Genomic DNA, 12,566 nt, shown 5'->3' with positions numbered 1-12,566 from the left:
AATTTAAGGATGAGCATTTACCCAAACTTCTCCGTCGGTAAAAAACTCTTTTTTCCAAATAGGAACTGTTTCTTTTAAGGTGTCTATAGCGTATTCGCACGCTTGAAAAGCAGCTTTTCTATGAGGAGCAGAGACAGCAATAATAACAGGGATGTCTCCAATTTCTAAAAGTCCTTCTGAGTGGTGAATCGCTATTTTTTTTATCTTAAACTTTTCTAGTGCAGTATCAGCTATTTTTTGCATTTCTTTAATAGCCATTGGCTTATATGTAGAAAAATCTAATTGCGTTACTTCTTTATTTTGTGTAGCATTTCTAACAGTACCTATAAACGTAGCGATACCGCCGCAAGAATCATCTCTAACGAATTCGTACCCTTCATGAATGCTTAGTTTTTTAGAAGTTATTTTAATTGAGGTTGTATTCATAAATTACAACAAATATAATAGAATTCTATATAATAGGAATTTACTGATAAATACTTATTTTTGTTCAAAATAACTGATAAATGAAAACACTCAACGATTTTAACTTTGAAAATAAAAAAGCATTAATTCGAGTAGATTTTAATGTGCCTTTAAATGACGAATTTCAAGTAACAGATTCCACTAGAATTCAAGCTGCAAAATCTACAATTATTAAGGTTTTAGAAGATGGAGGGAGTTGTGTGTTAATGTCTCATTTAGGAAGGCCTAAAGGGATAGAAGAAAAGTATTCATTAAAGCATATTGTAAGCGAAGTTGTAAATGTGATAGGGTGCAATGTAAAGTTTGTTGAAGACTGTATTGGAGATAAGGTAGCAGCAGCAGTTGACAATTTAAAAAATGGGGAAATTTTATTATTAGAAAACTTACGCTTTTACGCAGAGGAAAAGTCAGGGGATATTGCTTTTGCAGAGCAATTATCTAAATGGGGAGATGTATATATTAATGACGCTTTTGGTACAGCTCACAGAGCTCATGCATCAACGGCAGTTATTGCACAGTTTTTCCCAGAAAAAAAATGTTTTGGTAATTTATTGGCTAAAGAAATAGAGAGTATTGATAAAGTACTGAATAATTCAGAAAAACCAGTAACCGCAATTTTAGGAGGGGCAAAGGTTTCTTCAAAAATAGGAGTCATTGAAAATATTTTGGATAAGGTAGATCATATTATTGTAGGAGGAGGAATGACTTTTACATTTATCAAGGCATTAGGAGGAAAAATTGGAAGTTCTTTGGTAGAAGATGATAAGCTAGCATTGGCCCTTGAAATATTAGAATTGGCTAAAGAAAAAAATACACAAATTCATTTGCCTGTTGATGCTGTTATAGCAGATGCGTTTAGTAATGAGGCAAGCACAAAAGAAGTAGATACGAATACTATTCCAGATGGATGGATGGGATTGGATTGTGGAGCGCAAACTTCTGTTAATTTTGCAGAGATTATTGAGCAATCTAAAACTATTTTATGGAATGGACCTTTAGGAGTGTTTGAAATGGAAAACTTTGCAAAAGGAACGATTAGCTTAGGAGATGCAATTGCTAAAGCCACAGAAAAAGGCGCATTTTCTCTTGTAGGAGGAGGTGATTCTGTAGCTGCTGTAAAGCAATTTGGTTTTGGTAATAAAGTAAGCTATGTATCTACAGGAGGAGGGGCTATGTTAGAAATGTTGGAAGGAAAGACCTTACCAGGAATAGAAGCAATACTGAAATAAACACCTTAAGTGTTTTATGAACTAATTCCTGCAATAAATTATTGTGGGAATTGTTTTTTACAAAGGCAAGAAAATTATTTTTCATTAAATAATAAAAAATGAAAAGAAAAAAGAAGTAAAACGACTAGTTAAAAATACCCGTTTTACGGAGTCACTAAAAGATCAAATATTTTGAAAATGAAATACACAACATTACCAAATACAACCATAAAAGTTAGCAAGATTTGCCTAGGAACGATGACTTGGGGAAAACAGAATACAGAAGCTGAAGGTCATGAACAAATGGATTATGCTTTAGAACAAGGAGTAAATTTTTTTGATACAGCAGAGCTGTATTCAGTACCTGCTACACCTGAAACTTATGGAGCTACGGAGAAAATCATTGGGTCTTGGTTCAAAAAAACAGGAAATAGAGACAAGGTAATATTGGCGTCTAAAATTGCTGGAGGAGGAGATTATACAGCGCATATTAGAAAAGATGGATTTAGCAAAAGAGCTATTGCAGAAGCTATCGAAAATAGTCTTCAACGTTTGCAAACAGATTATATTGATCTGTATCAACTTCATTGGCCAGAAAGAGGAGTAAATTGTTTTGGAGTAAGGGATTATCCTTATAAGACAACGGCTAAAGAAGCGGAAAATCATCTGGAAATCTTAGAAACCTTAAATTCTTTTGTAAAACAAGGAAAAATTCGACAGATAGGTTTGTCAAACGAAACTCCTTGGGGAACAATGAAGTATTTGCAAACAGCAAAGCAGCATAATTTATTGAAGCCTGTAACTATTCAAAATTCTTATTCATTAATTCATAGAGCTTATGAATATGGAATGTCTGAAGTTTCTTTGCGAGAAAATATAGGGTTACTTGCTTATTCTCCATTGGCACAAGGAGTTTTATCAGGTAAATATTTAGATGGAAAGACTCCAGAAGGAGCTAGAGGAACATTATTTCCTAGGTTTATTGCACGTTATACTTCTGAAGGCTCTCAGAAAGCTGTAAGGGAATATCAGCGAATCGCTGTGAAAAATGGTTTAACATTATCAGAGTTAGCATTAGCGTATATCAATCAATTACCGTTTGTAACTAGTAATATTATTGGAGCTACAAAAATGAGCCAACTAAAAGAAAATATCAATAGTATTCATATTGAGTTATCTTCAGAAATTTTGAACGAAATAGAGGCAATTCATGCATTGATACCTAACCCAGCACCATAGTTACTTTTAAAATAAAAAAGTAGAGGAAAAATTTCCCTCTACTTTTTTAATAAATCTTGTAGAATTTTTTTTGTTTTTTGAGCAGATTCTTTCAATTCTTCTTTAGCATCTTCTGCAAAATCTGCTAATTGCTCGCTGGCTTCACCTACTATTTCAGCGGTTTTTCCAGAAATTTCTTCTGCAAACTCACTGGTTTTTTCTCTTAAACTTTTGATGTTTTCATCAGATAGTACTTTAGTTACTTTTTCTTTAACATCTTCAAAAGCATCTTTGGTATCTTCTGAAAAATCGGCTAAATGCTCCCCTGCTTTACTAGCTAATTCACTAGCCTTTTCTTTGACATCCTCAAAGGTATCTTTGGTTTCTCTACTAATATTATTTACTGTTTCTTTTGTTTTATTAATTCCGTTTTTTAAATGCTCTTCAACTATTTTACTCTTGTTCGACATTGTCTGTTCTTTTTAAGACCCTTTATAAATTAAAATGACTATAAAAGAAAGCCCTTATTATTTATAAAGAGTATGATTAGCTAGGTAAAAATAAAAAAGATATACTAAAGTAGGTTATCCATATTAAAAAGAATTATAAATTCATGAGTTCCGTTTTGTTCAGTGCTTAAATCATTGGTAGTTAGTCGATATCCATACCCTAGTTGGATGGTATTTGATATGGCTAGTAGCCCATTAATTGATACAGAATTGTTCCAGAAATAAGAAAGACCTATACGGTGCTTTTCATTAATTTTTAATGTGCTATTTATATCAAATGATAAAGGAACGCCTTCTTCAATTCTTATTAAAGTTGACGGAATGAGCTTTAGAGTATTGTTTAATGTAAATATATATCCGCCACCTAAAGAAATATTTAGTCTGCTAATATTTTTAGAACTACTCAGTTTTGAGTATCTACTATCAATTAAAAGATTATTAATGGCTAAGTGCGTATAATAATCTTCGTGGGTAATGGCTGCACCAATTGTAAAATTAGGGCTGAATTTATTAATGGATTCTGAAAAGAATAAATCATTTTGTTGCTCTGTTTTTATGGTATTGATGTTGCCACTATAAATATTTCCTAGAGCTTTTAGTCCAAACTGTAAATCGTGTTCATTAGTTATTTTTAACTTATAAGAAAAATCTAAGGCTATTTTAGTTTGATTGAAAATAAAAATTTTATCATTGATAACATTCACGCCAACTCCTATGTTATTTTTCAATGGGATGTTTAAAGAGAAAGTGCTAGTTTTTGGGGCGTTCTCTATACCAACCCATTGCATTTTTGAATTTATAAGTAATTCACTATGTTTTTTTTGACCAGCAAAAGCTGGATTTATAAGATTTAAACTATAGTTGTATAATGAGTAATCTACATTGTTTTGAGCTGTAACTTTGTAATAGTTTATTATCAGAAGTAATAATGTAATTCTTTTTAAAAACATTTGTAATTTTTTAATAATTAATATATACCCAACCTTTATGAGTCTTATTTGTTCCTGTATTAAAAACAAAATAATAAGGACCTATGGGAAGTTTCGTTTCTTTTGAAATGGTTATTTTACCGGTAGAAATACCATCCCAATTATTTTTATAAGGAGCTGCTTGAAACACTAAATTTCCTTGTCTATTAAAAACCTGTAAAGAATTATTTGGGTAGTTATTAAATACATTTGGCATAATTTTCCAAGTATCATTTTTTCCATCTCCATTAGGAGAAAAACCTTGAACTATGTTTGAATTAAACACTGGATTTATAGGGTCAACAGGATCAATAGGGTCAATAGGAGTATTCTTATCAATGAATTTTACCTCAGCTGTGTCGCTGATATTAGTGCCGTTTAAAATCCCTGAAATTGTAGCAACTTCTATAAGAGTGCCACTCGTTAAGAGAGCTGTATAGGTTCCATTATTATTATCTGTAACGGCACCTAAACTTCCCGCTGTAGTATTGAGTTCTATACGTTGCCCAGAATGATTTAATGTACCTCCTTTTTCGTTGTAAAGTTGTACGGTTATTTTACTTGAAGAAACTCCGTTTGCTAAAATCTCTGTAGGGGTTGCAGTTATTTGCGTAGTTTGAGGAGAAGGAGTAAAATCATCTGTATTTAACGCGTCAAAATAAAAACGGATGATAGGTAGTGTAGTATCAAAAGTTCCACTTCCACTTTTTTCACCCTGTTTAAAAAATTCGCGAACGATTGTTTTTTCTCCGGCATAATCCCATAGAAAAGGAGGAGAACTTCCACATCCTAAGAAGCCACCTAAAGCGTTATTATTTTCATTTAAAAAATAAATAGCTAAATTTTTATTTCCTGAGTATTGAAATGAGTTTTGAAAAATTATTTGTGTTTTAGAATTTTCTACATTTCCTTGCCCCCTTCTCCAAGTGATTTTTCCGTCATATACCAATGTGTATGTTGATAAATCAGGCTCATTAGTAGCGTTAAATTGTGTTTCCTCTATCTCTTTTAAATATATTTTCTGATGCTTAGCCTCGTCAAAAGAACAATTAGAAGTCACAACACAATCAGTAAAAAATGCAATACCTTTTATTGCTCCTGAAGTATTGATTCTTGGAGCTGTATAAAGCATGGTAGTCCAGCTATTTTTTTTATCTAAGAGATAATCATAATTAGCGGGTGCATTTTTAGTTATGGAAGTGCCACATATTGGATTTCCTACTGTAACTTCATGCCCTTGAGAAAAAGTGTTTAAGGTTACTGATATTAGTAAAAGAGTAAGTAGTTTTATTTTTTTCATATATGTTGTATATTTAGTTTTATTGGAAGTAGTTGAGCTTTTATTTAAAGTTATTCTTTGTGCATTTTCAAAAATGTATCCTGTCAGAAAATCATGAATTCTTTTATAGTTTGTAGCTGGTTGTATGGTGTTGTTTTGATCTGTAAAAATGGGAGTTATACCTAGGTTATGATTAAATAGAGTATAGTCTGTTGTGTTTTGAGAAAAAAGAATGCAAGTTTTCAAAAAATAGAACGTAGTGTAATTTTCTCACAGATTAGTAATTGATATACACCCAGCCTTTAAAAATAGTTTTATGAGGATTATTAAGTTGTAAAACATAATAGTATGATGCTGGAGGGAGTTTTTTTCTGTTGTTAATAATTGCTTTTCCATTTGAAACAGCATTCCAATCATTTTTATAAGGAGCTGCTTTATATACAATATTACCATATCTGTTAAAAACGGTAAGTATGTTATTAGGATACCTATTTAATAAGTCAGGTAAAATTTGCCAAGTATCATTTATGTTATCTCCATTAGGAGAGAAACCATTTACAATTGATATTGTATTAGTTATAGTAACGGTTGATGTAGCTGTGCTTTTACAGGAGTTTGTAGCGGTTACAGTATAGGTATATATATTGTTTTTAAAAGACCAAGTTCCTTTTGTACTGGGATTTCCGCCTAAAGCGCTGAACAATTCTTCAGTAGTAGGAGTTATTCCTTCAATAAGATGTAAAGTTCCATTGATTCCTGCATTAGGCTTGGGTAATACAATTACATTAATAAAAGCAATATTTGTACAACCATTTAAGGTTACTTTTAAAGAATACTCTCCCTCCATATCAATAGAAATATTGGTGCGAATTAAGTCTATTCCCATAACTGTTTCATTTTTAACAGTTTTCCATTCATATTGAGCTCCTTGTATAGGTGCTGCTGTTAATTCAAGTGTTTCTCCTTCACAAATAGTTATTTCGGATAGGCTATTATTAAATATTTCATAAGAGTTTTTATATAATAGGTGATGCCCAAATGCGCTTTTGATATAGCATAGGATAATTAATAATGTTATCTTTTTTATCATTAGATATGATTTAAATAAGAAAAATTTATGGCTATTTTTATTTGCGTTTAATTATTGCAATAGGTTTAGGAGTTACAATTATAGAGGATGTATTATTGATAATGGCTTCACAATTATTTATAGAAATTTTATTTAGAGTGATGGTTTGGTTTGCTGTGAGGGAAGAAAGTATGATGGTGCTAGTTCCTCCAGTTAATGTAGTAGTTTTTATAGAGCCAGCATTTATTATATAGCTAATTACAGCGCCAGGAGTTCCTTCAATTAAAAATTGAGCATTTTCACCCATACATAAAGGTGTGTTTATGGCTTCAAGTTTTGTAATGATAGGAGTTGGTTTTACTGTTATTATTGTTTCTGCACTTTCCCGATTGCATCCCCTACTATTCCATACTTTAACTTTTATTCGATCACCGTTATTTAATGTAGAAGAAGTATATATATGATTTGCAGATTTTCCTTGTACACTTAATCCGTTGACAAAAAATTCATATTCGTCACCTCCATTAGCAGTAAATGTTACCAAGATGTCTGTACAAATTATATTAGAAGCAGTATCATTCACTAAGTTAGCTATTGGTTGAGAATGAATGGTTATTTCTTTTGTGATAGAGCAACCATTGTTATTTGTATAGGTAATGTGGACTTTTCCTGATTTTATAGCTGAAAGGATTCCTGTGTCAGTTACCGTTGCTATTGAAGTATCGGAAGAAGTAAAAGGAAGTGTTGCGGCTGGATCCGGATTTCCATTTGTTATTAATTGTAAGTTTTCACCTACGCATACTTCAAAAGAAGTAGCCGTTAATAAAGGAGAAGGGAAAATTTTAATGTTAGAACTAGCTGTATTTTGGCACCCATTTTTAGTAACTGTTAAAGAGTATATTCCGGTTTCAGAAGCGGTAACGTTATTTATGGTTAAGTCTTTCTGGTTTACAGTTGTACCGTCTGGTATTGTCCATAAATAAGTAGCGCCTATACCTGCATCCTCAGCAGTTAGTTTTAAATTATCTCCTTCACAGTAATTCAAGTTAGTGGTGGAGGTTGCAGGACTGGTAGCTATATCTTGAATTTCAATATCTATGGCAGGAATTGATGTTAAACTTCTAGACATGTTTGAGCTGCTAGTATAGTGAGTAAAAGTTGTACTAGATGCGTTGATACCTCTTTTTTCAGAAAGATTATTTTTGGTATCAAAATATACATTATACGCAGTTCCAACTGTTTGATCGTAAATTTCAACTAGTAAGTTTTTAGAGTGGTCATATTTAAAAGGGGTGGTTAGAATGATCTTTGCTGTTTTTGCTGTTTGACTGTATATGATATCTCCATTAAAAACTTCTGTTAAACTTCCAAAAGGAGAGTACTTAGGGCTTAACCAAGGGTTAGTTTGTGCATTCGGAAATTCATTGTTATTTATTTCTTTTAAACTAACTTTCCAGTTTTTCCAAGTATCAATATTAGCAGGAGCTGTACCTATTAGTTTAAAGGTTAAGCTTTTAATATTTCCTGATTTGTTTATTTCTGTTCCTAAATAGATGAACTGACTATAACTATAATTCCAAGATAAATTTAAAGGGAAGTCGTTTCTACTAGTTCCTCCATTTACGGTAGCAATATGTGTTTGTGCATTAGCGGATAATATAGTGGTTATAGTTATGAGTAATATCAATAGATTTTTTTGCATCACGTTGAAAATTAATATTTATTTTTTTATGATATTGGCTGTTGGTTTTGAAAGAACTGTTAGTGTAAAGTTTTTTGAAGAGCTTCCGCTGTTATTGGTAGCGGTTAATGTTAAAAGAACTGTTCCATTATTAGTCCTTGGGGTGTATGTAGGGTTTAGAATCGTATCATTATTAAATGTACCTCCATCAGATGATATCCATTTTAAACTTGTATAGTCAGATCCATGTACTTTGGAAAAAGAAAATTTTTCACCGCTGCAAACAGATCTATTTTCTTCCATTGATAGAACAGGTAGTGAGGTAATAGTATTAGCATGAACCTTTATAATAGGTCCTTGGTTTTGTAGGTAGCCTGTAGCAGGTAAGCTGGAAGAAGATGTATTGGCATATTTTGTGGTGTTTGCTCCAAAAGTTTCAACAATAGCAATAGGGTTACCACAAAAAAAACCGCCAACTAATTTACCCCCATGTTCGTTAACAAAGTAAACAATTAGATTTTTTGTGTTATCATAGTTGAAAGAAGTGGTATTGAATATAATTTTATTCCATTGACCAGCATTCCATTGTATATCACCGCTATGTACTAAGGTTAAATTCGTGATATCAGGATCATTATCGGGAATATTTACATTACTAAATTGATCTTTTGAAATATGCCCTAAGTATATTTTTTGATTTTTTGCGACTCCGTAGTTACAGCTACCACAGTCTATAAAATATTCGATAGTAGCAACGGAAGAATTTGTATTGAAGTTCTTTTTATTATAAATGGATGCTGACCAAGATGTTTTAGAGGTCCAATCATCATATTTTGAAGGAACAGAGCTGCTTATAGAGTTGCCACAACCAGAGCTGGAAGGATTGATTTCTATAAGTTGTGAAAAGCCTTTTAAGTTAGTAAAAATGCAAAAAAATAAGATGAGGGTTACTTTGCGCATAAATCGATATAAAATAAGTTATTTGGGCGGTTTATTATTTAGTCTAAATAAAATTAATTGAAAAATTTCGACAAATCTATATTTATTTATTCTAAATAAAAATTACTTTTGCCGAAATTTTTAAAACAATGAAGAATATTATTCTAACACTTTTCTTTTTTATAAGTACTTTTTTAAATGCTCAAAAAGCAAATGGTATCATTTGGCATGATAATATAGAAGTGTCTGTAAAGAGAGCTTTAAAAGAAAATAAGCAAGTATTGGTATATTTTTCGGGGTCGGATTGGTGTAAGCCTTGTATGGAGCTGAAAACAAAAGTTTTTGATAGTACGTTCTTTAAAAAAGAAGTTGAAAATAAGTACGTTTTAGTAAATATCGATTTTGTACTTGATAGAAAAAAGTTAACAAAAGAGCATTTGGAATATATTGAAAAATCTGCTGAAAAATATAATGAAAAAGGAGCGTTTCCGCTGGTAATTATCCTAAGTAAAAAGGGAAAAGTGATCCAATCAATAGATGGTTACAAGAGTGAAACGGCCGAATATTATGTAAATACATATTTAAAATAATATAAAATGCGTCGAATAATACCCCTTCTCATAGGTATTACCTTTTCACTCAATGCTCAGCAGGTTTTTCAGAAAAAAGCATTGTTAATGGGAGTTGATTTTGAATTTACAGTGGTCGCTAATACAAAAGAAACAGCTGCCTTTTATATAGAGGAAGCAATAAAGGAAACCGTTAGGATTGAAAACTTAATTTCTTCTTGGAAATCAGAGTCTCAAACATCTGATATTAATAATAATGCAGGGATTAGACCTGTAAAAGTTACCAGAGAATTACTTCAATTAATTAAGAGAAGTAAAAGAATTTCTGAATTAACAAATGGATTTTTTGATATTAGCTATGCATCCCTTGATAAATTATGGTACTTCGATAAACCGATGCCTAAGTTACCTGATGTTGTTGATATTGAAAGATCTATAGATAAGATTAATTATAAAAATATTCTTATAAATGAAGAAGAAAGCACTGTTTTTTTAAAGGAAAAAGAAATGAAGATTGGTTTCGGATCAATAGGAAAGGGATATGTAGCAGAGAAAGTGGGGAATTACCTTAGAAAAATGGGGGTAAAAGCAGGACTTATAAATGCAGGAGGAGATTTAACTACTTGGGGAAAGCATCCGCTAAGGAATAAATGGAGAGTGCAGATCGCTGATCCAAATGGGAAACTAGTAAACGCAGGAATATTTGATTTGTATAATAGTTCTGTAGTTACTTCTGGTAATTATGCAAAATTTATAGAATTTGATAATAAACGGTATTCGCATATTATTAACCCAAAAACGGGTTGGCCTGCAAAAGGAGTGAAAAGTGTTACCGTTTTTTGCAAAAATACAGAGTTAGCTGACGCTTTAGCCACTGCCGTATTTATAATGGGACAGAAAAAAGGGTTGATGTTAATAAATGAACTAAAAGGAATAGAATGCTTGTTAATAGATGAAAATAATAAGTTATACCGCTCAACTAATTTAAAACTGAACTAAAAGAAGATGATTGAAAGGAGTATTTTAATATTACTTTTTGTAGTAATTGCTACAAATTGTACAACGGTGAAGCCATATCAAAAAATGTATCTAAATGATGAAGATATGCAGTTATCGTCAAGAAAAATAGAGCAATATGAAATAAGCTCACAAAATTATAGAGAAGGTGCTTCTGGAGCAAATGGAAGCAAAGCGGGAGGAGGTTGTGGATGCAATTAAAAATACCAATATCTATTTTTTTTATACTTAGCTCATTAGTTCTTTCTTCTCAAAACAAAATAAAAAAGCTGGATAAGGCTCAGGTTGATATCTTATACAATTACTATGAACAAGATGGAAATAATGGTGCTGTTACTGGAGGTAAAGGTTCGGAAAGATTAGATAATAGTGCTCCGCAAATTTCGGTTTCAATACCCGTAAATAAGGTAGCTACTTTAGGAATGACTTTAGGACTTGATCATTATACATCTGCAAGTACAGCTAATATTGATAAATACGGAACGACTACTACATCTGCGAGTAGATCGAATGCTGGAAAAGCTATAAATAATAGTAGTAGTTTGGCAAGTGAAGATACTCGTAAGTACGGCTCTTTAAATTTGAATAGATTGATTCCAGAGAAGAATACGGTAGTTTCTGTATTATATGGACATTCAAAGGAGTTTGATGTAACGTCTAATTATGCAAAAATTACTTGGCAAAAAGACTCAAAAGATAATAATAAGTTTTTAAATATAAGTGCAGGCATTTTTATAGATAAATGGCTGTTGATTTATCCAGGGGAGATACGTGCGGGTAGAAATAGAGGAAAAGAGTGGGGGGATCATGATGATGATGACGATGATGATGACGATGACGATGATGATGATGATGATGATGATGATGATGATTATGATAAGAAGGAAATAAGAAGGGGTAGTTTGAGTAGAGATGATGACGATGATGAATATTATATTTCAGAGGAATCACTTTCTGAGAATTATGAAAAGGATACACGTTTTACTTATAATGTTGGGGTGACTTATGGAGGAAATATTAATCAACGACTAAATGCTTCGGTAACCGCAGAAGCTATTTTCCAAAAAGGAATTTTAAATACTCCATTCCATAGAGTTTATTTTAATGATGGAATTCAAAATGAAGCATATAAATTAGTAAAGAGTGAGCGTTTGCCTAGATCTCGTATCAAGAAAGCACTAGGGCTTAGAGCTAATTATTTTGTAAATAGTTTTTTAATTACGCGATTTCTATATCGATTTTATACAGATGATTTTGGTATAACTGGCCATACTTTTGAATTAGAAGCTCCATTAAAAATAGGAAGTGGTTTTACTGTATATCCTTTTTATAGATTTCATACTCAAACCAAGGCGGATTATTTTCAGCCTTATGCTATGCATGATTTGAATGCAGTGTTCTATACTTCAGATTATGATTTGTCAGAATTTAGTACTAGAAAATATGGCATAGGAATTAGGTTTTCACCAACTAATGGCTTGCTAAGTTTTAAAATAAATAGAAAAAAAGAATTTCAGTTTAAAACCCTTGAGTTTAAGCTGTCTAATTATAGTAGGAGTACAGGTTTAGAAGCTACTTCAGTAACAATTAGCAATGTATTTACATTTTAATGTGAAATTATTAGAAAAAATAGTCACTTCAAAT

At 31.7% G+C, this 12,566-nt stretch carries 13 protein-coding genes; 6 read left to right on the top strand and 7 right to left on the bottom strand.

Features of this window, described 5'->3' with window-relative positions:
• Positions 1 to 3: 3 nt before the first annotated feature.
• Positions 4 to 426: a molybdenum cofactor biosynthesis protein MoaE gene (locus MARIT_RS14950; protein ID WP_100211930.1), complete on the bottom strand. Its 423-nt coding sequence runs from the start codon at positions 424 to 426 to the stop codon at positions 4 to 6.
• Positions 427 to 506: 80 nt separating this feature from the next.
• On the opposite strand from MARIT_RS14950, the gene MARIT_RS14945 reads away from it, so the two are divergent.
• Both MARIT_RS14945 and MARIT_RS14940 read left to right on the top strand, forming a co-directional pair.
• A complete protein-coding gene (locus tag MARIT_RS14945) occupies positions 507 to 1,694 on the top strand; it encodes a phosphoglycerate kinase (protein WP_024741080.1) in 1,188 nt (395 codons plus the stop codon).
• Positions 1,695 to 1,871: 177 nt separating this feature from the next.
• On the top strand, positions 1,872 to 2,912 hold the full coding sequence (locus tag MARIT_RS14940; protein ID WP_100211929.1) for an NADP(H)-dependent aldo-keto reductase: 1,041 nt from the start codon (positions 1,872 to 1,874) through the stop codon (positions 2,910 to 2,912).
• A 38-nt stretch (positions 2,913 to 2,950) separates the two neighbouring features.
• Here the strand turns inward: MARIT_RS14940 and MARIT_RS14935 are convergent, their stop codons facing one another.
• The 6 genes from MARIT_RS14935 to MARIT_RS14910 all read right to left on the bottom strand — a co-directional run bounded on the left by MARIT_RS14935 (position 2,951) and on the right by MARIT_RS14910 (position 9,357).
• A complete protein-coding gene (locus tag MARIT_RS14935; RefSeq protein WP_024741078.1) occupies positions 2,951 to 3,361 on the bottom strand; it encodes a hypothetical protein in 411 nt (136 codons plus the stop codon).
• Between the two features lie 104 nt (positions 3,362 to 3,465).
• Positions 3,466 to 4,350 (bottom strand): PorP/SprF family type IX secretion system membrane protein, encoded by an 885-nt coding sequence (locus tag MARIT_RS14930; RefSeq protein WP_157926302.1) that lies wholly within the window; start codon positions 4,348 to 4,350, stop codon positions 3,466 to 3,468.
• A gap of 10 nt (positions 4,351 to 4,360) precedes the next feature.
• Positions 4,361 to 5,668 (bottom strand): T9SS type B sorting domain-containing protein, encoded by a 1,308-nt coding sequence (locus MARIT_RS14925; protein ID WP_162288619.1) that lies wholly within the window; start codon positions 5,666 to 5,668, stop codon positions 4,361 to 4,363.
• A 256-nt stretch (positions 5,669 to 5,924) separates the two neighbouring features.
• The gene (locus MARIT_RS14920) at positions 5,925 to 6,737 is read right to left on the bottom strand and encodes a gliding motility-associated C-terminal domain-containing protein (protein ID WP_024741075.1); all 813 of its coding nucleotides are present in this window, start codon (positions 6,735 to 6,737) and stop codon (positions 5,925 to 5,927) included.
• Between the two features lie 37 nt (positions 6,738 to 6,774).
• On the bottom strand, positions 6,775 to 8,418 hold the full coding sequence (locus MARIT_RS14915; protein WP_100211926.1) for an Ig-like domain-containing protein: 1,644 nt from the start codon (positions 8,416 to 8,418) through the stop codon (positions 6,775 to 6,777).
• Between the two features lie 18 nt (positions 8,419 to 8,436).
• Positions 8,437 to 9,357: a hypothetical protein gene (locus MARIT_RS14910; protein ID WP_100211925.1), complete on the bottom strand. Its 921-nt coding sequence runs from the start codon at positions 9,355 to 9,357 to the stop codon at positions 8,437 to 8,439.
• A 128-nt stretch (positions 9,358 to 9,485) separates the two neighbouring features.
• Between MARIT_RS14910 and MARIT_RS14905 the strand changes: the two genes are divergently transcribed.
• The 4 genes from MARIT_RS14905 to MARIT_RS14890 are packed head-to-tail and all read left to right on the top strand — an operon-like array spanning position 9,486 to position 12,532.
• Complete coding sequence (locus tag MARIT_RS14905) at positions 9,486 to 9,926, top strand: thioredoxin family protein (RefSeq protein ID WP_024741072.1); 441 nt, start codon at positions 9,486 to 9,488, stop codon at positions 9,924 to 9,926.
• A gap of 6 nt (positions 9,927 to 9,932) precedes the next feature.
• Complete coding sequence (locus tag MARIT_RS14900; protein ID WP_100211924.1) at positions 9,933 to 10,904, top strand: FAD:protein FMN transferase; 972 nt, start codon at positions 9,933 to 9,935, stop codon at positions 10,902 to 10,904.
• Positions 10,905 to 10,910: 6 nt separating this feature from the next.
• Positions 10,911 to 11,123 (top strand): DUF4266 domain-containing protein, encoded by a 213-nt coding sequence (locus MARIT_RS14895; protein WP_024741071.1) that lies wholly within the window; start codon positions 10,911 to 10,913, stop codon positions 11,121 to 11,123.
• Positions 11,114 to 12,532 (top strand): DUF3570 domain-containing protein, encoded by a 1,419-nt coding sequence (locus tag MARIT_RS14890; RefSeq protein WP_100211923.1) that lies wholly within the window; start codon positions 11,114 to 11,116, stop codon positions 12,530 to 12,532. The genes MARIT_RS14895 and MARIT_RS14890 overlap by 10 nt, the downstream gene beginning before the upstream one ends.
• Positions 12,533 to 12,566: the final 34 nt, after the last annotated feature.

This window comes from Tenacibaculum maritimum NCIMB 2154, assembly GCF_900119795.1.
Lineage (GTDB): Bacteria > Bacteroidota > Bacteroidia > Flavobacteriales > Flavobacteriaceae > Polaribacter > Polaribacter maritimus.
Note: the sequence above shows the minus strand (reverse complement) of the source record. Positions and strands in the feature narration are given on the sequence as shown.